Raw genomic sequence first — 21,339 nt, forward strand, 5'->3', positions numbered from 1 at the left:
AATGACAAAAGAAAATCAGGTCGGGCTTCCGGCAAGTTTTTCCTCAAGGGTGATGACCGCCGATTGCGCCTGTTCGTTGGCGGGATAGATTTCCAGTACCTTGTACCAGATTTCAAGCGCCCGTTTTTCCCGGCCCAGCGATTGCAGCATCGCCGCCAGGCCTGATAACGCCCCATAATGCCGGGGCTCCAGTTCCAGCACCCGCTCCACATCAGCGATCGAGCGGCTGAAATCCTTCATGGCAAAATACAGCGTCGCCCGGCGGTTCCAGCCTTCTGCGTAGTCAGGCGCAAGCGTGATGACCTGATCGAGAATGTCCAGCGCCACCCCGTGTTCATTCTTGCGCATGGCTTCCAGCGCCCGTTCCATGAGAAGATTGATCGAATCGGAACCCGAATCGGTCAGTTTCTGGACAATCTGGCGGCTGGTGCGCTGGGCTTTCTTGGGATCGCTTTCCCGGGCAAGGATGCCGAACAGCTCGTTAAGCGTGTCCTGTTCCTGCTGACTGCGCGAAAACATCGCTGCCGGCACGGCCGGCAAATCGCCTGCTTCAGGGTGATATCCGCGCATCAGCGCCTCGGCCGGCTGGAATGATGCCGCCATGGCAAATGTCAGCAGAATGGAAAAAAACAAACAGCGCATGTCCGCAAGGTAGAGCGGATACGCGTCACGTCAAATGCAAAAGCGTGTGATCACGCCACATGCTTCAGCCCTGGCGGGCTTTAAAGCGCGGGTTCTGCTTGTTGATGATGTAAACGCGGCCTTTGCGGCGAACCAGGCGGTTTGCCCGGTGGCGGCCTTTAAGCGACTTGAGCGAGTTCTTGATTTTCATCGGTCCGGTCCGTGTCTGATACGTCTGATAGCCGGCGTCCCGGCCGCAGAAAACATCTGTTCTTTCTGGTAAAACAAAGCGCGCCACAACCCGTTTACGATGCCGTTTGCGGGGGGCACGCCAACCTTGGCGCGGATATACAGGCGCAAAGGCTCAAATGTCAAGGCAGCCAGCAAGCGTAGTTTGATGCGGCAATCGGCTTGTCGGCTGTCGCAAACAACATGCCGCCCGTCGCAGAAAGTCGCAAGCTTTTCACAAAAAAAGCGCCTATTGGCGCCACTTTGCGCCAGGCTCCGGTTTCCGGTAGAACCCGGGCGAAAAAGCGCCTTCCACGCAGGAAACAAGCATCATGCGCCGATTTTCAGCCTTTGCCATTGCCCGCGAAGCCCTTCGCCACCACAAGGGGTGGGAAAAGCAGTGGGTAAGCCCCGAACCGAAAGCAAGCTACGATGTCATTATCGTCGGTGCTGGCGGCCATGGCCTTGCAACCGCCTATTATCTTGCCAGGAAACACGGCATTACCAACATCGCTGTGCTGGAAAAGGGCTGGCTCGGCGGCGGCAATACTGGCCGCAACACCACCATCATCCGCTCCAACTATCTTTATGACGAATCTGCCGGCATCTACAATCACGCCGTCAAACTGTGGGAAGGCCTGTCCCAGGATTTAAACTACAACGTCATGTTCTCCCAGCGCGGGGTCATGATGCTGGCCCACAACGTACACGATGTGCAGGTCTTCAAGCGCCACATCCACGCCAACCGGCTCAACGGCGTCGACAATTCATGGCTGACACCGGAAGAAGCCAAGCAATTCTGCCCGCCGCTCAACATCTCCAAATCCGCCCGCTATCCGGTGATGGGCGCAGCCCTTCAGCGCAAGGGCGGCACGGCGCGCCACGATGCGGTTGCCTGGGGTTATGCGCGCAAGGCTCATGCCATGGGCGTCCACATCATCCAGAACTGCGAGGTGATCGGCATCAATCGCGGCGCCGATGGCGCGGTAACCGGCGTTGAGACGACCCGCGGCACCATTGGCGCAAAGAAGGTCGGCGTCGTTGCCGCCGGCCATACCACGGTGCTGATGCAAATGGCAGGCATCCGCATGCCGCTGGAATCCTATCCCCTGCAGGCACTCGTTTCCGAACCGGTCAAACCTTGCTTCCCCTGTGTGGTCATGTCCAACACCGTACATGCCTACATCTCCCAGTCCGACAAGGGCGAACTGGTGATCGGCGCGGGAACCGACCAATACACGTCTTATTCCCAGACCGGCGGCCTGCACATCATCAACCACACGCTGGACGCCATCTGCGAAATGTTCCCGATGTTTTCGCGCATGAAGATGCTGCGCTCCTGGGGCGGCATTGTCGACGTAACGCCCGACCGCTCGCCGATCCTGGCCAAAACCCCGGTCAAGGGGCTTTACGTCAATTGCGGCTGGGGCACCGGCGGCTTCAAGGCAACCCCCGGTTCGGGCCATGTCTTCGCCCACACCATCGCCAATGACGCGCCGCACAAGATCAATGAGGGCTTTACCCTGGAGCGTTTCAGGACCGGCCGGTTGATCGACGAGGCGGCAGCCGCCGCCGTCGCGCACTAAAAAGGGGAAATACGATGCTTCTGATCCACTGCCCCTATTGCGAGGAAGAGCGCCCCGAACTGGAATTTGCCGGTGCGGGTGAAGCCCATATTGCCCGGCCTGCTAACATGGCAGAGATTTCCGACGAGGATTTCGAGAGGTTCTTTTTCATCCGCGACAATGGCAAGGGCATCATCTTCGAGCGCTGGCGGCACATCCATGGCTGCGGCCGCTTCTTCAACGCCGTGCGCCATTCGGTGTCCGACAAGTTCATTCAGACCTACAAGGCGGGCGAACCCAAGCCGAAGCTGACCAGGGCCCAGATCGAGGCGGTCAAACCACCCGCCAAAGGCACTCCCGCCAACGAACCGGTTTGGACGGTCGACGGAAAGGGAGGAGCGAAATGAGTTTCTCCGTCAACACGGGCGCCAACCGCATTGCCGGCAAGGGCCGTCTGAGCCCGTCGAAAACCGTTACCTTCACGCTGGACGGCAAGCAGCTCAATGCCATGGAAGGCGATACGCTCGCATCCGCCATGCTGGCCAACGGCATTCACCTTGCCGGGCGCTCCTTCAAGTATCACCGCCCGAGAGGCATTCTCGGCGCGGGGGCTGAAGAGCCCAGTGCATTGATGGACATTGCCCGCGACAATGCCCGCCGCCAGCCCAATGTGCGCGCCACCGTGCAGGAAGTCTTTGACGGCATGACCGTAAAGACCCAGAATCACTATCCTTCGCTGACGTTTGACGTGGGCGCCGTCAACAACTGGCTGTCACCCTTCTTCTCCGCCGGTTTCTACTACAAGACCTTCATGTGGCCCAAACAGGCCTGGAAACGCCTGTATGAGCCGGTAATCCGGGAAGCGGCGGGCCTTGGCCATGCGCCGGAAGAGGCCGACCCCGACCACTATGCCAACCGCTTCGCCCATTGCGACCTGCTGATTGTCGGTGGTGGCGCTGCCGGTCTCCTGGCTGCGAAAACCGCGGCAAAAACGGGCAAGAAGATCATTCTGGCCGATGAAAACGCCGCCTTTGGCGGCTGGCTCAATGCCGAAGCCGAAGCAACCATTGGCGGCAAGCTTGCCGCAGACTGGGTCGCTGCAACGGTTGCCGACCTTGCGGCCATGGAAAATGTCACCCTGCTGCCCCGCACCACGGCGTTCGGCTATTATACCCAGAACATGGTAACGCTCGCCGAGCGCGTCACCGACCATCTGTCGCGCCCTGATCCCGACCTGCCGCGTGAGCGCCTCTGGCAGGTTCGCGCCAAAAAGGTGATCCTGGCAACCGGCGCCATCGAGCGTCATCTGGTATTCGCCGACAATGACCGGCCGGGCATCATGCTGGCATCCGCCGCGCGCATGTATCTCAACCATTATGGCGTTGCCGTCGGCCATAATGTCGGCATCTACACCGCATGCGATTCGGCCTGGCAGGCCGCCTTCGACCTGCAGAATGCCGGCGTTAAAGTCGCTGCCATCATCGACATGCGGGCATCCCCCGATCCTGACCTGCTCGAAAAAGCGCGCGAACTGGGCATTCCAGTGCGCACTGCATCGGCTGTAACAAAAACCAGCGGAAAAATGCGCATCCGGTCGATGACCGTCGAACCGATTGCCGATCCGCTGACGGAAAAGTTCGAAATCGACTGTCTGCTCGTCTCCGGCGGCTGGACGCCTTCCGTCCACCTCTTCTCGCAATCGCGCGGCAAGCTGAAATTCGACGCTGACAACGGCCGCTTCATACCGGACATTCATGTCGAGGACTGTGTTTCCATCGGGTCCTGCAATGGCACCGATGACATTGACGAAGCGCTGGCTGAAGCCGTTGCTGCGGCATCCGCCGCCGTTGGCGGACGAAAAGTCAAACCACCCAAAACGGCCGGCTTTTTCCCCATGCGCGGCCATCTGATCGGATCGGCAAAGGGAGCCGGACCCGACGATCACGTCATGGCGTTTGTCGATTTTCAGAACGATGTCTGCGCAAAGGATGTCCGCCTTGCCGTGCGCGAGGGCATGCATTCGATCGAGCACGTAAAACGCTACACCACAACCGGCATGGCAACCGACCAGGGCAAGATGTCGAACATGCATGGCCTGGCGATTGCGGCAGAAGCCCTCGGCAAGGAAATTCCTGCCGTCGGGCTTACCACCTTCCGTGCGCCCTATACGCCGGTTACCTTCGGTGCCATCGTCAACCATTCCAAGGGCGATCTGTTTGACGTTACCCGCCGTACGCCAATGCATGGCTGGGCCGAAGAACACGGCGCGGTGTTTGAGGATGTCGGCAACTGGAAACGTGCCTGGTATTTCCCCCGCGCCGGTGAGGACATGCATGCCGCCGTTGCACGCGAGTGCAAGACCACCCGTGAAGCCGCCGGCATTTTCGATGCATCAACCCTTGGCAAAATCGAGGTTGTTGGCCCCGATGCCGTCAAGTTCATGGAACTGATGTACACCAATCCCTGGCAGAAGCTTGCCGTCGGCATGTGCCGCTACGGGATCATGTGCCGTGAGGACGGGTTCATCTATGACGACGGCGTTGTCGGCCGGCTGGCTGAAGACCGCTTCCATGTGACGACGACCACCGGCGGTGCGCCGCGCGTTCTCAACATGATGGAGGATTATCTCCAGACAGAGTTTCCCGACTGGAAAGTCTGGCTGACCTCCACGTCCGAGCAATGGGCGGTCATCGGCGTTCAGGGCCCGAAGGCGCGCGAAATCGTCGAGCCGCTTGTCGAGGGCATCGACCTGTCGCTGGAGGCGATGCCGCACATGGCAATCCGCGAAGGCACGATCTGCGGGATTCCCACCCGCCTGATGCGCGTTTCCTTTACCGGCGAACTGGGTTTTGAGATCAACGTGCCCGCCGATTACGGCCAGGCCGTGTGGGATGCCATCTGGGCGCGCGGCGAGCCAATGGGCATGGCACCCTATGGCACCGAGGCAATGCACGTCATGCGCGCCGAAAAGGGCTTCATCATCGTCGGCCAGGACACCGACGGTACGGTAACGCCGTACGATGCGGGCGTCGGCTGGGCTGTGGGCAAGAAGAAGTCCGATTTTGTCGGCATACGCGGCCTCAAGCGGCCCGATCTGGTAGCAGAGGGCCGCCGCCAGCTGGTGGGCCTGAAGACCAAGGACCCCAAGATCGTGCTGGAGGAAGGCGCGCAGATCGTCGCCGACCCCAACCAGCCCGTTCCCATGAAAATGATCGGTTTCGTCACCTCATCCTACTGGTCTGAAACCCTTGGCCATTCAATCGCCATGGCGCTGGTGGAAGGGGGCTTTGAGCGCACGGGCGACACGCTCTACGTCCCCATGGAGAACGAGACCATCGCGGTCGAGGTTTGCGATACCGTATTCCTCGACAAACAAGGAGCACGGCTCAATGTCTAGCACCGCTCAACGCACTGGACCGCTCGATGGGCGCAATTTCGGCACCGATGGCATCACCCTGTCGCCAGCTTCCCCTGCCACCCGCATAAGCCTTCGTGCCCGCACCGGCGGACTTGCAGAAGCCAGGAAAATCCTCGGTTTTGCCTTGCCGGCAGAACCGAAAACATCTGCCGCAAAGGGCAGCATCCAGTGCCTGTGGATTGGCCCGGATGAATGGCTGATTATCGATGAGGACGGTTCGGCGCTGCCCCGGAAATTTGCCAAAGCCGGCAATTCGAAACTGTCGGCAGTCGATGTCTCTCACCGCAACACTGCTGTGCTGGTAAGCGGACAAAAGGCTGTTGATGCCCTCCGTTCGGGCTGTCCGCAGGATCTGTCCTCTGCCGTGTTCCCGGTTGGCGCCTGCTCGCGCACCATTCTCGGCAAATCGGAAATCGTTCTCTACCGCACCGGCGAACATGCTTTCCGCGTTGAATGCTGGCGGTCTTTCTCCAACTATGTATGGACTTTCCTGACGGATGCGGCAAAGGCGGCATAAACCGGCGCAAGCCCGGCCGCCTGTCCAACATGCGCCTTGCATACCGGCAAGCTGCCCCGCTATTGAGGCACAATAGCACACTCGGCGGGACGAAATGGCCAAACGAACGGGAAATCGCGGCGCGCCAGCCGGCCAGGAAGTAAAATCCCGGCTGGTGCTGAACTTCCCCGGTTTTGAACAGACCGATTCGGTAGCCCAGCTCGGGCGCCTGCGCTACGGCGCCGAACAGACCGGTAAAATTTGGGGATTTGAAATCACCCAGGACGATCTGCTTCACGAGGAAGGCACCCACCATACCATCGCCGGGTTTCACGCCAGGGGCGGCAATTGGGAAACCGATGTGCGCCTGGTGCAGTTTCGCTGGAACGACATCGTTCACGCCTATGAGCAAGATGGCTTTCCCGGCGGCTTTCTCAAAAACCTGAAGAAGTATTTTGCTTTCTTTGCCGATGGCACGGTTCGCCGGTACCGGAAGGCAAGCTGGCGTTATTGGGCGTTCACAATCTATCCGCTCCTGCTGGCCGCACTTTCCTTCCTGATAATTTTCGGCCTGATCTGGTGGCTGACCGGCAGCCTGATCCTCAATGCTGCCATATCGCTGGCCGCAACCCTGTTTTTGTGCAAATGGCCCGGCGACAAGCTCTACGTACCGCTGACCATTGCCGATTGGGGCTTTGCCCGCGACATGGTCAATCGCGAGAATCCGGAGATTGAAGAACGCTTCAGGGAATTTGGCAGAACCGTTGCTGCGGAGATCACTGCTTCAAAACATGATGAGATCGTCATTGTCGGCCATTCCTTCGGCAGCCTGTGGGCGGTCGCCGCCCTTTCTCTTGCCCTTGAAAAGGACCCGGCACTCCTTGAGGGCAAATCCATCCGTTTTCTGGCCCTCGGCTCCAGCATGCTGAAAATCGCCCTGGCGCCTGCTGCAAGCCATATCCGGGTTCACTGGCAGCGCCTGATGGCGCAGCCTGAACTGTTCTGGCATGAAATCCAGACCAAGGATGATCTTATCGCCTTTTACAAGAGCGACCCGTTCGAGCAGGCGGGGATCACCCACCCGGAAGCTGACTACAAGATCACCCGCATCCGCTTTTCCAAGGGCGTTGCCAAACAGCGGTATCGTGCGGTTCGCAAATCCCCTTACCGCACACACCGCCAGTACATTCTCTATTACGACAAACGGGTATCCTTCGATTACATGCTGCGCCTGTTTGGCCCGTTCTCGGTAAAAACCCTTGCTTTGGACGACGATGCCACCGGCCGCATTGATAAGGATGGCAGACTGGCCTAGGCTGTATCGACATTCAGGATTTGGAGCGCGGTACGGGGGAAAATCGTTCAATTCCAGGAGCGGGACCGATGACAGGTCGCTATCCTTTCGAGGTTCCGCGACGCTGAAGTGGGCGACTTTCACCCTGTTCTTGCAGAACGCGGCGGATTTTGGTCTTCGGCAAGGAGGAAAATGCGGCGCAGTGCAGGCACTGTTAGTATTTTCCGACGCTGTGCGAAGGCCCAAGAACCAGGTTCAAACGATTGCAGGAACGACAGGTGTTTCAACAGGTCAAACTTTCGGCTATGGGAGTTTTTCCTGCCGTTCAAACAGCTTCCATATGAGCGTGAAAGGCTCTAGGTGCTGGCTTCAATCATCAACCGGATCGCAACCATGGACTGGGAACTTGCCGGCAAAATCATCTGGGGCTTGTGCGTCGTCGCATGGGGCATCATCCGCTTCCGCCCGAACATCAAGGCGCGCAAGACCCGCGTCTCGGTAACCAAAAGACCGCCCATTGAGCGCTTTTCGATGTTCGCCTCCCAGCTCGGCCTCGGCATTGTGCCTGCCATCTGGGTGTTCACGGGGTTTCCTGAGCAGTTCGACCACGCCATCGGCCCGTTGAGCATCGCCATCGGGACCGGCCTGTTCCTTTTTTCCCTCTATCTTTTCCGCAGAACCCACAAGGCGCTGGGAAAAATGTGGTCTCATTCACTCGATCTGCGCGAAAATCACAAGCTGGTCACCAGGGGAATCTACGAGAAAGTACGCCATCCCATGTATTCGGCTTTCTGGCTCTGGGCAGTCTCGCCACCCTTCCTGCTTGCCAATTGGGTTGCAGGATTTGCCGGCATTGTCGGCTTTGGAACGCTGTATTTTCTGCGGGTTGGCCAGGAAGAAGCAATGATGGAGGCCGAGTTCGGCGAAGAGTACCGCCGCTACAAGGCCCGCACCAAGCGAATCATCCCCAAAATCTATTGACGCCGCACCCCCAATCGCCAATTTCTCTGGCGAAGAAATGGTCCTTACGTGGCGGAAGATTGCAAATTTGCAACACTTGAGTTGCAAAAGGTAACTGGCAGCGGGATTTTTGCTGGGCGAAGTCCTTGTTCCAATTGCATGTTTACCTTTCCTTCACCATAAGTGAAGTTTATGAAGCCTGTGTGTGTTTTTCGTCCTGAGGCCATGATGATTTTCAAATCTGCGATCAAAACCACTGGCATCCTTGCCGTAGCTGCAACCTTGGCGCTCACCGGCTGTTCTTCGACCGGAACGTCGTCCTCCAATCCGCCGTCAGCGGAAACGGCAGCCAAGCCGGAGGCCAAGAAGAAGCAGGTTCCCGCCCGCGCTTATCGCAACCTTTCCCATGTCAAGCGGACCGGGGAAGTCTATCTCATGCGTGGCCTGCTCAACGTATTTTCGCGGGGCATGGATACGCTCGCCGGGCGGATGCGGGCACGCGGTTTCGACGCCATTTCCTTCAACCATGCGGACTGGCGCCCCTTTGCCGATGACATCATTGCCCGCTCCAAGAAGAAACAGGTTTCTTATCCCATCATCATCATGGGCCACTCACTGGGCGGTAATGAAGCACCGAAAATGGCCAACTATCTTGCTGCCCATGGGGTGAAAACCTCTCTCGTGGTTGCCTTCGACCCGACCGAGCCCCAGGTAGTGGGCAAGAACATCGGCTCGGTCGTCAACTACTACCTGCCCAACGGCCGCAACACCTTTGCCAGGACCTCCGGTTTCAAGGGCAAGCTGCAGAACATCACCGTGGATCACATCCCGGACATCAAGCATGTCAATGTGGAGAAGAACACGCGCTTGCAGAACCAGTCGATTGCCCATGCCATGCGGATTACCCGCAAGGTTTCCAACAAGAAGATTGCCAAGAACCGCCGCGCGCTGCACGTCTCAGGCTGACGGGCCGGAAGCCCGGCAGGTTTGTCCAGGGCAAATATCAATTAGGCAGGTCCGGGCATTGCCCGGGCTTTTTTCTGCCGTACAGACCATGCTGGGAAGTTTTGGCAAGTTATTGATTTTAAACCGGAAATGATGGTGGGCGATACTGGGATTGAACCAGTGACCCCTACAATGTCAATGTAGTGCTCTCCCGCTGAGCTAATCGCCCATCCTGGCCTGCTGATCGTGTCAGGGCCGCGCCGCAGCACGGGTGTCATGCGGACAGCCGCATACACCATGAAAGCACTTTTGCGTCAAGGCTCAAACATGCTGGGAAAGGTGAAATCGGGCTATCCATGCAACGCCCGCATATCTTGAATCACTCAGGCAGCCAGCATCTTTTCGACCTCGTCAACGAGATCGCGCAGATGGAAGGGCTTTGAAAGCACCTTGGCATCCTTTGGAGCATCCGAATCTGGATGCAGCGCCACGGCGGCAAAGCCGGTGATGAACATGACCTTCAGATCGGGATCGATTTCGGTTGCCCGGCGGGCCAGTTCTATGCCGTCCATTTCCGGCATGACGATATCCGTCAGCAGCAGGTTGAACGGCTCTTCGCGCAGCCGGTCATAGGCGCTGGCGCCATTGTCATAGGCGATGACCTGATATCCTGCATTGTCCAGCGCCTTTTCCAGGAACCGGCGCATGTCGTTGTCGTCTTCAGCAAGCAAGATCTTGTTCATCGGGTCTTTTTCCTGTCTGTCCAGGCCACGTTCTCACCAGCAGCATCGCAAGAAAAATGCTTCGGTTTGCAGCACCGAGACCTGACATCCGGCATGGAGCCATGCTGTCGTCTGCGGTTCCGTTCATAGTTTACCGTAAACTGACACCATTATGGTAAACAAGCGGTGAAAATCACCGCACAGGCGGCAATTGATACCGCAAGAGTTCCCGGTTAACGTGGCTTTCATGCAGGACAGCAGGTTCTTTACGATCGACCATCCCGAAACCCGCCACGGGCCTTTCGTATTCAACTCGCCCCACTCCGGGCGCGATTACCCTTTGCAGTTTGTCCGCTCCTCAAGGCTCGACAGCCTGACCCTGCGGCGCTCTGAAGACTTTCTGGTCGACGAATTGTTTTCTACAGCCGCAAGCCATGGCGCACCAATGCTGAAAGCACGCTTTCCAAGGGCCTGGCTCGACGTCAACCGCGAACCCTACGAACTCGATCCGGCCATGTTCGCAACACCCCTTCCTGCCTTTGCCAATACCCGGTCTGCCCGGGTAGCCAACGGGCTGGGTACCATTGCAAGGATCGTTGCGGAAAATGCAGAAATCTATTCGCGGCCACTGGACACTGATGAGGTGCTGGCACGCATCGATCATGTCTACAAGCCCTATCACGCCGCCCTGCGCGGCCTGCTGGCGCAAACCATCGTCGAGCAGGGATACGGCATTCTGATCGACTGCCATTCCATGCCATCGGCCCAGGCAGTATCGCGCATTGGCGCCATTGCCTTCTCCGGCCGCAAACTTGAGCCGCTGCGCGCAGATTTCGTCCTTGGCGATCGCTACGGCAGCGCCTGCTCGCCGGTTCTGACCCATCACGCCGCCCAAATTCTGCAAGAGCTCGGATACCGGGTTTCCGTGAACAAACCCTATGCCGGCGGGTTCATCACGGAGCATTATGGCCGCCCGGTCAACGGGCTTCATGCACTGCAAATCGAGATCAACCGGGCGCTCTATATGGACGAGACACGGCTTGTAAAAAGCGCCAACTTTGCCGCCGTGTCCGGGGACATTGAAACCTTCATCAGCCGGTTGTCTGCTGAAATCGAAAATGAGCACGCCCACGCATTTGCCGCCTCTTCTCCGCTGGCAGCCGAATAACGGAACATCACCATGAACCACGAGACCCTGCCTGCCGGCAGCGCCGCCCGCACTGCCGATCTTCCGTCTGGCGAAAGCGACATGCAGGCATTTTTTCTTGAAATCGCAGATGCTTGCGGCCAGGAAACCCTGAGGTATTTCAGACAACGACCGGATGTCACCAACAAGGAAGATGCCGGTTTCGACCCGGTAACGGAAGCCGACAAGAACGCCGAGGCCATTATCCGGCAACTGATTACCGAGCGTTTTCCCGGCCATGGCATTATCGGCGAAGAACATGGCGATGAAAACACACAAGCCCATTACTGCTGGGTGATCGACCCCATTGATGGCACGCGCGCCTTCATCTCAGGCCTGCCGAGCTGGGGCTGTCTCATCGGCCTGAAAGCAGGCGGTCTCCCTGTAGCTGGCATGATGCACCAGCCATTTACCGGAGAAACCTATCTGGCGCTCGGCAATGGCAGCAGCCTGATTCACAAGGGAATAAACGGCAGAATTGCCACCAGCAGCACGCAGAAGCTCTCCGATTCTATTTTGATGGCAACCGCACCCGAACTCTTTGCCGGCGAACGCCATGCCAGGTTCTCAGCCGTCAGTAAAGCCGTTCGCCTGACCCGGTACGGTTTTGATTGTTACGGCTATGCCATGGTGGCGGCAGGCAATATCGACCTTGTTGTCGAATGCGGGTTGAAGCCGTTCGATATCGTCCCACTCATCCCCATCATTGAACAGGCAGGCGGCCTGGTGACCACCTGGGATGGAGGTCCTGCAGCCGATGGCGGCGATATCGTCGCTGCGGCCAATCCTGAGCTTCACAAACAGGCGCTGGCCTTGCTTGCCTGAAGGCGCCGGCATCGCATTTGATGCGCCGATCACCTAACTTTGACATAATGTTGATTTCCATTTGAAACCGGCAGGCGGGAAAACAACACAGCCCGACGGGGTGGTTTGCGTGCCAAACGATGTGAACCTGGTTATCTAGCCAAACCCCTCAGCCCGACCCGATCAACAAGAGGAGATCTGAAATGTCCAAGAAAGCCACCACCGCCGCAATGATTGCCGGTGCCGTTTCTGCAGCGGTCGCCATGGGCGTTGCCGTCCAGCCGGCCCAGGCTGCCAAAATCAAATGCTATGGCGTGTCCGAAGCTGGTAAAAACGACTGTGCCGCAGGCCCTGGCACTACCTGTGCCGGCACGTCCAAGGTCGACTATCAGGGCAATGCCTGGGCTTACGTCGAGGCCGAGTCCTGCGATGACATCGTTATCAAGGTCGATGGCGAAGAGGACCGCATGGGTTCATCCGATCCCCTTGAGCGCGATCTGCCGAGCTAAGCGCCCACCATCCGGCATCTTGTCTGGGAAGGCCGGTAACTTGACCTGGAAGGAAGGAGGCAATCATGAGCGCGACCATATTGTCGGCAAACCTGCCCCCTTCCTCGTTTGAACCCGCATCGCTGCCGCCGCGTTCCGGCGTCGGCCTGAAGACACAGCATGTCGATGCCATTCTTGCCGCCAATGATGGCAAGGGGGCCGACGTTGGATTTTTCGAGGTCCATGCGGAAAACTACATGGGCGCGGGCGGCATGCCCCATGACCAACTGCGCCGCATTCGCGAGCGCTATCCGGTAAGCATCCATGGTGTCGGCATGTCCATCGGCGGAGCCCAGCCGATCGACAAAGATCATCTCGCCCGCTTCAAAGCGGTAGTGGATCGCTATGAGCCCGGCATGGTGTCGGAGCATCTTGCCTGGTCGACCCATGATGATGTTTTTTACAACGACCTGCTTCCCTTGCCGTACACCGATGAAACCCTTCAAACGGTGGTGGAACATATCGACGAGGTGCAGAGCGCCCTTGGCCGCCGGATCCTGATCGAAAACCCTTCAACCTACGTCACCTTTGTTGAGTCGGACTGGAGCGAATTCGAGTTCATGAAGGAAATCGCCCGGCGCTCGGGCTGCGGCCTGCTGTTTGACGTCAACAACGTCTTTGTGTCCGCCACCAATCATGGCTTTTCCCCGCAAGCCTATATCGATGCCTACCCCACTGAACTGGTTCAGGAAATCCACCTTGCCGGTCATGCCAGCGACAGCGATGACGACGGCAATCCGCTGCTGATCGACGCACATGACCGCCCGGTCTGCCGCGATGTGTGGGCGCTCTACCGGCAGACACTGTCACGCACAGGCCCGCTGCCAAGCCTTGTGGAATGGGACAACGAGGTGCCCGAATGGGAAGTGCTGGAAGCAGAAGCTGCTGCCACCGAGCAGATCCTGGGGAGCAACCGAATCCGGCCCCAGGTTGCCTGATCTGATGGCTTCAGGCGAACCCGATAGCACGACCCGGCATTCTTACACCCGGCGCGTGGAAAATTTCGCCGATGCCCTGCTCAATCCGGAAACAGCCCCCCCGAAGGGGTCGGCAGGAAGGGTACGGCGGCACCCAAGCGGTTTGCTATTTACCGCAACAACGTGGTGGTCAGCCTGATCGAGGCAATGAAGCAGGCTTATCCCTCGCTTGCTGCCATCATGGGCGAAGACAACTTCTCCAGGGTGGCCCGCCATTTCATTTCCGCCCATCCGCCCCGCTCGGCAATGATGCAGGCCTATGGCACAGAGTTCCCCGAATTTCTGGAAAGCTACAAACCACTGGCAAAGTCCCCCTTTGTTGCAGGCGTTGCCCGCGCAGAGCGCGCCTGGCTGGCCGCTTATCACGCCGTTGACTGGCCTGTGCTGGCGCCGCAGGAACTGGCCGCTGCAAGCGACCCTTCGGAGCTTGCCTTAAGCGTCCACCCGGCTGCATGCCTGTTGTACTCTGACTTCCCGCTGTTCGACCTTTTCAACGCCAGGGAAGTCTGGCCTTGCCCCGGTATCGATCTTGGCACAGCGCAAAGTGTCCTGATCACACGGCCCTTCCTGCATTGCATGATTACCCGCCTCGACAGCACGGACCTGGCATTTTTCGGGTCACTGTTCGACGGCACTACCCTTGAGGCCGCCATCACTGCGGCAATGGAAGCCGATGAAACTTTTGCACCGGCACAAGCCATCAATCTGGCCATCAGCACTGGTGCCTTTTGTTCCGTTAAAGCTCCGTACCGCGACAGCCCCACTCCAAACCGCCAGCCTGAGGATGATGACAATGAAGCTGATTGAGACCTTAAAGCAACTTCACGATACCTTCTTCGCAACGCTTAACAGGCTGACATCCGGCTGGCTAACCGGCCTTCTTGCCCGGCTCACCTTTCTGGCCGTGCTGTTTTTCTACTATGTTAACTCGGTCACAACGAAGCTGGGTGCGGGCTTTGCCGGCATTTTCCAGATACAGGACAGCGCCTATTTCCAGATTCTCGGCGAGGAAGGCATGCTGGCGTACGAATTCGATACCGCAAACATTCCCTGGTATGTCGATCTGGTAGTCGCGCTCGGCACCTATATGGAATTTCTTCTGCCGGTGGCGATCGTACTCGGCCTGTTTACCCGTATTGCCGCCATCGGCATGATCATCTTCATCTTCGTGCAAAGCTATGTGGACATCGCCGTGCACAAGGTCGATGCGGGAACCGTAGGCGCCTTGTTCGACCGTCATTCCGACTCGCTGATCATGGATCAGCGCGCGCTTTGGGTGTTTCTGCTGGCGGTGCTGGTTCTCAAAGGTGCCGGCAGTCTGTCTGTCGACCGGCTGCTTGGCAGATGGTGGGAAAACCGAACCAGCTGACCTCGTTATCCGGCGCCAGATCTATTCGGGCAGAACGGTTTTGCCCATCAGGTCGAGATCGATGGCGCGCGCTGCCTGCCGGCCTTCCCGGATGGCCCAAACAACCAGCGACTGGCCACGCCGGACATCACCAGCTGCGTAAAGGCCAGGCACCGATGTGCGGTAATTCGTTTCATCTGCGTGAATCGAACGCCCCCCGCGCCAGTCGGTATCCATCTCCGGCTTGAGCTCGGCAACAAAAGTCTCTTCCAGCGGCCCCGCAAAACCGATGGCGATGAAGGCAAGGTCCGCCTTGATGATGAACTCGGTATTTTCGATCGGTTCGCGCTTTTCGTTGACGCGGGCGCATTTGACACCGGTAAGCTTGCCGTTTTTGCCGACGAATTCCAGCGTCGCTGCGGCGAATTCGCGGCTTGCTCCTTCAGCCTGTGAAGAGGACGTGCGCATCTTCGTCGCCCAGAAAGGCCAGACAACAAGCTTGTCCTCCTTTTCAGGCGGTTCGGGGCGAATGTCCAATTGGGTGACTTCCGTCGCCCCCTGGCGAAAAGCGGTTCCAATACAGTCGGAAGCCGTATCCCCGCCGCCGACAACGACAACCCGTTTCGCACCCGCCCAGATTTCCTCCGACGGCCAGCCCGGATTTTCCAGGGGCTCCTGCCCGCCGCGCCGGTTCTGCTGTACCAGATAGGGCATTGCAGCATGAACGCCGGCAAGATCGGACCCCGGAATACCGGGGTCACGCGGGTTTTCTGCGCCCGCAGCAATCAGCACGGCATCGAATTCGTCCATCAGCTCCTTCGCAGGCTTTCCGGCACCGATGTTGACGCCATAATGAAAGGTCACGCCCTCGCCCTGCATTTGCCCAATGCGCCGGTCGATATGGTGCTTTTCCATTTTGAAATCGGGAATCCCGTAGCGCAGCAAGCCCCCCGCCCGGCTTTCGCGTTCAAAGACATGAACGTCGTGGCCGGCCCGTCCAAGCTGTTGCGCTGCCGCAAGGCCCGCAGGGCCCGAACCGATAATCGCAATCTGCTTTCCGGTCTTTTCTGCCGCAGGCTGAGGAGCAAGAAAGCCGTTTGCAATCGCCTTGTCGGCAACCGCCTGTTCCACCGTCTTGATGGCGACGGGAACGTCTTCGAGGTTGAGCGTACAGGCCTCTTCGCAAGGTGCCGGACAGATGCGTCCGGTAAACTCCGGAAAGTTGTTGGTCGAATGCAGGTTGCGCGCGGCCTCTTCCCAGTCGCCGGCATAGATCAGGTCGTTCCAGTCGGGAATCTGGTTGTGCACCGGACAGCCTGTATCCCCGTGACAATAGGGAATGCCGCAATCCATGCAACGCGCGGCCTGTTTGGCCACTTCCTCATCCGACATGGGAATCGAGAATTCCCGGTAGTGACGCACCCGGTCGGACGCCGGCTCATATTTCGGCGTCTGGCGGTCGATCTCAAGAAAACCCGTTACCTTGCCCATCGAAAACCCCTACTCCGCCGCCGTGCCGTAGCGCATTTCTTCCATCTCCTTCAGCGCCCGGCGGTATTCGACCGGCATTACCTTGACGAATTTCGGCCGGTAGTCGTCCCAGTTGTCGAGGATCGCTTTCGCCCGTTCCGAGCCGGTATAGTGCATGTGATTGGAGATGAGCTGATAAAGCCGTTCCTCGTCATGATGGTTCATGTCCGAGGTAACATCGACCCTGCCCTTGTGGTCGAGATCGCCGCCATGGTGGTGCAGCTTCTCAAGAAGATCGTCTTCCTCGGGCACCGGCTCCAGTTCCACCATTGCCATGTTGCAGCGTTCGGCAAAATCGCCCGCTTCATCGAGCACATAGGCGATGCCGCCCGACATGCCGGCCGCAAAATTCCGTCCCGTCTGGCCGATGACGACCACAATGCCGCCGGTCATGTATTCACAGCCATGATCGCCAACACCCTCGACAACGGCAATGGCGCCGGAATTGCGCACTGCAAAACGTTCACCGGCCACACCGCAGAAATAGGCTTCTCCGGTAATCGCACCGTAAAGACAGGTATTGCCGATGATGATGGATTCTTCCGGCACGATCTTCGACTGCTTTGCCGGCCGCACCACCAGCCGCCCGCCGGAAAGGCCCTTGCCCACATAGTCGTTGGCATCCCCTTCCAGATCGAAGGAAACACCATGCGCCAGAAACGCCGCAAAGCTCTGCCCGGCTGTGCCGGTCAGGGAAACGGCGATGGTATCTTCCGGCAGGCCTTCATGGCCGTATTTCTCGGCCACCTTGCCCGAAAGCATGGTGCCTGCGGAGCGGTCCACATTGGTAATCGGCATTTCGATGCGAACAGCCTCTCCCTTTTCAAGCGCCGGTGCGGCCTGCTCGATCAGCCTGCGGTCGAGAATATCGTCAATGGGATGCTGTTGGCGCTCGGTCCAGTAGATGGCTTTCTTTTCAGCTTCCGGTTTGAAGAAAACCCTGGAAAAATCGAGCCCCTTGGCTTTCCAGTGATCGACCATGTCCTGTTTTTCAAGAAGCTGGCTTTCGCCGATCACCTCGTTCAGCGTGCGGTAGCCCATGGCGGCCAGCAGTTCGCGCACTTCCCCGGCCACATAGAAGAAGTAGTTGATAACGTGTTCGGGCGTGCCCTTGAAGCGCTTGCGCAACACAGGATCCTGGGTTGCAACGCCAACCGGGCAGGTATTGAGATGGCATTTGCGCATCATGATACAGCCTGCAGCGATCAGCGGCGCGGTGGAAAAGCCGAACTCATCTGCTCCCAGCAAGGCACCGATGACAACATCGCGCCCTGTCTTCAGGCCGCCATCGACCTGCAGGCAAACCCGGCTGCGCAACCCGTTGAGCACCAGGGTTTGATGGGTTTCAGCAAGCCCGATTTCCCATGGGCTGCCGGCATGTTTCAGTGACGTCAGCGGAGAAGCACCGGTACCCCCGTCATAGCCGGAAATGGTGATGTGATCGGCACGGGCTTTTGCAACGCCCGCGGCAACCGTGCCCACGCCCACCTCGGAAACGAGCTTTACCGAAATGTCGGCTTTTTCATTCACATTCTTCAGATCGTAGATGAGCTGCGCCAGGTCCTCGATGGAATAAATATCATGATGGGGCGGTGGTGAAATCAGCCCAACCCCCGGCGTAGAATGGCGCGTCTTGGCAATCGTGGCATTCACCTTGTGGCCGGGCAACTGGCCGCCCTCGCCGGGCTTGGCCCCCTGTGCCACCTTGATCTGGATCATGTCGGCATTGACCAGATATTCCGTCGTCACGCCGAAACGGCCGGAAGCAACCTGCTTGATGGCCGAGCGCTCCGGATTGGGCGCACCGTCGGGCAGCGGGTGGAAACGGTCTGGTTCTTCGCCGCCTTCCCCCGTATTCGACTTGCCGCCAATCTGGTTCATCGCCCGTGCCAGCGCCGTATGTGCCTCTCGGGAAATCGAGCCGAAGCTCATGGCCCCGGTCGAGAACCGTTTGACGATGTCTTCTGCCGGTTCCACTTCCTCAATCGGGACCGGCTTGCGGCCATCGGCTTTAGCCAGCTTGACGTTGAACAGGCCGCGGATCGTTGAAAGCTCCCTGGCAGCGTTGTTCACGTCATCGGCAAAATCCTTGTATCTGTCCTTGGAATTGCCACGCACGGCATGCTGCAGGGCTGCCACGTTGTCGGGCGTCCAGGCGTGGCGCTCGCCACGTTTGCGGAACGCATATTCCCCGCCAATTTCGAGCGCATTGGCCAAAACCGGGTCACTGGAAAAGGCTCCCCGGTGACGGCGCACTGTCTCCTCGGCAACCTCCGGCAGGCCAACTCCTTCGATCATTGAAGCCGTTCCTGTGAAATAGCGGCCGACAAACTCGCTCGACAGGCCGATGGCGTCAAAAATCTGTGCCCCGCAATAGGACTGATAGGTGGAGATGCCCATTTTGGACATCACTTTCAAAATGCCCTTGTCGATCGCCTTGATATAGCGCTCGACGACTTCATGGCGGTCGACCTCCGGCGGAAACAGCCCCTTGGCGTGCATGTCTGCAAGAGTTTCGAAGGCGCAATAGGGGTTGATCGCCTCCGCGCCATATCCGGCAAGACAGCAAAAATGATGCACTTCGCGTGGTTCACCTGATTCAACAACCAGCCCGACAGAAGTGCGCAATCCCTTGCGGATGAGGTGGTGATGGACAGCAGCCGTACCCAGCAGCGCGGGAATGGAAATCCGGTCCGGGCCGATCTGCCTGTCGGAAAGAATGATGATGTTGTAACCGCCGGCGACCGCAGCCTCCGCACGCTCGCAAAGGCGAAGCAGCGCACCCTCCATGCCGCCGGCGCCTTCGGTGGCCGCATAGGTCATGTCGATTGTCTTGGTATCGAAGCGGTCTTCCGTGTGGCCGATCGAACGGATTTTCTCCAGATCCGCATTCGTCAGAATCGGCTGGCGCACTTCCATGCGTTTGCGGCGTGAGGAACCAACCAGATCGAAGATGTTCGGGCGCGGACCGATAAAGGACACCAGGCTCATTACCAGTTCTTCGCGGATCGGGTCGATCGGCGGGTTCGTCACCTGGGCGAAGTTCTGCTTGAAATAGGTGTACAGCATTTTCGGCTTGTCCGACATTGCCGAGATCGGCGTGTCGGTGCCCATGGAACCGATGGCTTCCTGCCCGGTGGTCGCCATGGGCGCCATCAGCAGCTTCGTGTCTTCCTGGGTGTATCCAAAGGCCTGCTGGCGGTCGAGCAGGGAGACATCGCCCCGCAGTGCCCGGGGCTCCACCGGATTGAGGTCCTCAAGGATGAGCTGGGTGTTCTTCAGCCAGTCGCCATAGGGGTGCTTGGCGGAGATGCGGGACTTGATCTCGGCATCGGAGATGATGCGTCCTTCTTCAAGGTCGATCAACAGCATGCGGCCGGGCTGCAGCCGCCACTTCTTGACAATGTTCTCTTCAGCAACGGGCAGAACGCCGGCTTCCGATGCCATGATGACGCGGTTGTCGTCGGTTACGATGTAGCGGGCGGGTCTCAGTCCGTTGCGATCCAGCGTGGCACCGATCTGCCGGCCATCGCTGAAGGCAACCGCTGCCGGGCCGTCCCATGGTTCCATCAACGCGGCGTGGTACTCGTAAAATGCCTTGCGGTCATCGCTCATCAGCCGGTTGCCCGCCCAGGCCTCGGGGATGAGCATCATCATCGAGTGAACAAGCGAATATCCGCCCTGAAACAGGAATTCGAGCGCGTTGTCGAAACAGGCTGTATCCGACTGGCCCTCATAGGAAATCGGCCACAGCTTGGCGATGTCGTTGCCGAACAGTTCGGAATCCACCGATGCCTGCCGCGCCGCCATCCAGTTGTTGTTGCCGCGCAAGGTGTTGATCTCGCCGTTATGGGCGACCATGCGATAGGGATGGGCCAGCTTCCAGGACGGGAATGTGTTGGTTGAAAAACGCTGGTGAACCAGCGCCATGGCCGATTCAAATGCCTCATCCTGCAGGTCGAGGTAATATTTGCTGACCTGGTAAGCCAGGAACATGCCCTTGTAGACAATGGTACGGGACGACATGGAAACCGGATAAAAGCCGTTGTCGCGGCCCTGGGTCTCCTTGTGGACCCGATTCGAGATCACCTTGCGCAGCAGGAATATCCGGCGCTCGAACACGTTCTGGTCGTCAATGGTGCCCGGACGGGCGATGAACACCTGCAGATGGACCGGCTCGCTCGCCATGATTTCAGGCGCTTTGGAGAGCGAAGAATTGTCGACCGGCACATCCCGGGTGCCGATCAGCTCCAGCCCCTCGGCTTGTGCACACTCTTCAAGAATCTTGATCGATGCTTCGCGAATGGTCTCATCGCGGGGCAAGAAGAAATGCCCGACTGCGTAATGTCCTGGTTCGGGCAGGGTGATGCCCTGCTTTTCCATTTCCCGGCAAAAGAACCTGTGCGGGATCTGAACCAGAATTCCCGCGCCATCCCCCATCAGGGGGTCGGCCCCGACTGCCCCGCGGTGGGTCAGGTTCTCCAGCATGAACAGACCGTCCTTGACGGTCTTGTGGGACGGCTTGTTGGTAAGGTCGGCAACGAAACCGACACCACAGGCATCACGCTCGTTGGATGGATGATACAGACCCTGCGCCGCGGGAGCCGTGCGACCGGATGCAGGCAGGCAAACGCCTGCAGGGTCTTTTGCATGGACGTTCGTTGAAACGCCCCGCTGTAAACCCGGTGCAACGTCCT

17 protein-coding genes, 1 tRNA gene and 1 pseudogene are annotated in these 21,339 nt (G+C 58.6%); 13 read left to right on the forward strand and 6 right to left on the reverse strand.

The genetic code is table 11. The features are described 5' to 3' along the window. Window positions 1-15 precede the first annotated feature (15 nt). On the reverse strand, window positions 16-603 hold the full coding sequence (locus tag BVL55_RS13620) for a tetratricopeptide repeat protein (protein ID WP_244530517.1): 588 nt from the start codon (window positions 601-603) through the stop codon (window positions 16-18). A gap of 103 nt (window positions 604-706) precedes the next feature. Continuing rightward, window positions 707-832 carry a type B 50S ribosomal protein L36 gene (ykgO, locus tag BVL55_RS13625; RefSeq protein WP_075998168.1) on the reverse strand — a complete coding sequence of 42 codons (126 nt, stop codon included), beginning with the start codon at window positions 830-832 and terminating at the stop codon, window positions 707-709. 349 nt (window positions 833-1,181) lie between these two features. Here ykgO and BVL55_RS13630 point away from each other — a divergent pair, with 349 nt between their 5' ends. The 7 genes from BVL55_RS13630 to BVL55_RS13660 all read left to right on the forward strand — a co-directional run bounded on the left by BVL55_RS13630 (window position 1,182) and on the right by BVL55_RS13660 (window position 9,548). Further along, a complete protein-coding gene (locus BVL55_RS13630; protein ID WP_075997362.1) occupies window positions 1,182-2,435 on the forward strand; it encodes a sarcosine oxidase subunit beta in 1,254 nt (417 codons plus the stop codon). A gap of 14 nt (window positions 2,436-2,449) precedes the next feature. After that, complete coding sequence (locus BVL55_RS13635; protein WP_075997363.1) at window positions 2,450-2,821, forward strand: sarcosine oxidase subunit delta; 372 nt, start codon at window positions 2,450-2,452, stop codon at window positions 2,819-2,821. Beyond that, window positions 2,818-5,811 carry a sarcosine oxidase subunit alpha gene (locus tag BVL55_RS13640; protein WP_075997364.1) on the forward strand — a complete coding sequence of 998 codons (2,994 nt, stop codon included), beginning with the start codon at window positions 2,818-2,820 and terminating at the stop codon, window positions 5,809-5,811. The genes BVL55_RS13635 and BVL55_RS13640 overlap by 4 nt, the downstream gene beginning before the upstream one ends. Then, window positions 5,804-6,349, forward strand: a complete 546-nt coding sequence (locus BVL55_RS13645) for a sarcosine oxidase subunit gamma (protein ID WP_075997365.1) — start codon at window positions 5,804-5,806, stop codon at window positions 6,347-6,349. Before BVL55_RS13640 ends, BVL55_RS13645 begins: the two co-directional genes overlap by 8 nt. 94 nt (window positions 6,350-6,443) lie before the next feature. Beyond that, window positions 6,444-7,643: a hypothetical protein gene (locus tag BVL55_RS13650; protein WP_075997366.1), complete on the forward strand. Its 1,200-nt coding sequence runs from the start codon at window positions 6,444-6,446 to the stop codon at window positions 7,641-7,643. A 339-nt stretch (window positions 7,644-7,982) separates the two neighbouring features. Beyond that, window positions 7,983-8,603: a protein-S-isoprenylcysteine O-methyltransferase gene (locus BVL55_RS13655; protein WP_244530518.1), complete on the forward strand. Its 621-nt coding sequence runs from the start codon at window positions 7,983-7,985 to the stop codon at window positions 8,601-8,603. Window positions 8,604-8,807: 204 nt separating this feature from the next. After that, the gene (locus tag BVL55_RS13660; RefSeq protein WP_075997367.1) at window positions 8,808-9,548 is read left to right on the forward strand and encodes a lipase family protein; all 741 of its coding nucleotides are present in this window, start codon (window positions 8,808-8,810) and stop codon (window positions 9,546-9,548) included. Between the two features lie 133 nt (window positions 9,549-9,681). Here BVL55_RS13660 and BVL55_RS13665 read toward each other — a convergent pair. Beyond that, window positions 9,682-9,756 (reverse strand) — tRNA-Val (locus BVL55_RS13665). A gap of 154 nt (window positions 9,757-9,910) precedes the next feature. Further along, window positions 9,911-10,270, reverse strand: a complete 360-nt coding sequence (gene cpdR, locus BVL55_RS13670) for a cell cycle two-component system response regulator CpdR (RefSeq protein WP_075997368.1) — start codon at window positions 10,268-10,270, stop codon at window positions 9,911-9,913. 226 nt (window positions 10,271-10,496) lie between these two features. Between cpdR and BVL55_RS13675 the strand changes: the two genes are divergently transcribed. The 6 genes from BVL55_RS13675 to BVL55_RS13700 all read left to right on the forward strand — a co-directional run bounded on the left by BVL55_RS13675 (window position 10,497) and on the right by BVL55_RS13700 (window position 15,133). Further along, window positions 10,497-11,417 (forward strand): N-formylglutamate amidohydrolase, encoded by a 921-nt coding sequence (locus BVL55_RS13675; protein ID WP_075997369.1) that lies wholly within the window; start codon window positions 10,497-10,499, stop codon window positions 11,415-11,417. 81 nt (window positions 11,418-11,498) lie between these two features. Further along, window positions 11,499-12,260: a histidinol-phosphatase gene (hisN, locus tag BVL55_RS13680; protein WP_075998170.1), complete on the forward strand. Its 762-nt coding sequence runs from the start codon at window positions 11,499-11,501 to the stop codon at window positions 12,258-12,260. A gap of 182 nt (window positions 12,261-12,442) precedes the next feature. Continuing rightward, entirely contained in the window at window positions 12,443-12,748 is a 306-nt protein-coding gene (locus BVL55_RS13685) for a BufA1 family periplasmic bufferin-type metallophore (RefSeq protein WP_075997370.1), read from the forward strand. A 65-nt stretch (window positions 12,749-12,813) separates the two neighbouring features. Further along, a complete protein-coding gene (gene bufB, locus BVL55_RS13690; RefSeq protein WP_075997371.1) occupies window positions 12,814-13,725 on the forward strand; it encodes an MNIO family bufferin maturase in 912 nt (303 codons plus the stop codon). Between the two features lie 165 nt (window positions 13,726-13,890). After that, window positions 13,891-14,571, forward strand: a complete 681-nt coding sequence (locus BVL55_RS13695; protein WP_244530519.1) for an HvfC/BufC N-terminal domain-containing protein — start codon at window positions 13,891-13,893, stop codon at window positions 14,569-14,571. After that, window positions 14,558-15,133, forward strand: a complete 576-nt coding sequence (locus BVL55_RS13700) for a DoxX family protein (protein WP_075997373.1) — start codon at window positions 14,558-14,560, stop codon at window positions 15,131-15,133. The genes BVL55_RS13695 and BVL55_RS13700 overlap by 14 nt, the downstream gene beginning before the upstream one ends. 21 nt (window positions 15,134-15,154) lie before the next feature. On the opposite strand, the gene BVL55_RS13705 is transcribed toward BVL55_RS13700, so the two are convergent. Next, on the reverse strand, window positions 15,155-16,603 hold the full coding sequence (locus BVL55_RS13705; RefSeq protein WP_075997374.1) for a glutamate synthase subunit beta: 1,449 nt from the start codon (window positions 16,601-16,603) through the stop codon (window positions 15,155-15,157). A gap of 9 nt (window positions 16,604-16,612) precedes the next feature. Beyond that, a pseudogene (gene gltB / locus BVL55_RS13710) lies at window positions 16,613-21,244 on the reverse strand (glutamate synthase large subunit); the annotation flags it as partial. Between the last annotated feature and the right edge of the window lie 95 nt (window positions 21,245-21,339).

The sequence above is a fragment of the Salaquimonas pukyongi genome, assembly GCF_001953055.1.
GTDB lineage: Bacteria > Pseudomonadota > Alphaproteobacteria > Rhizobiales > Rhizobiaceae > Salaquimonas > Salaquimonas pukyongi.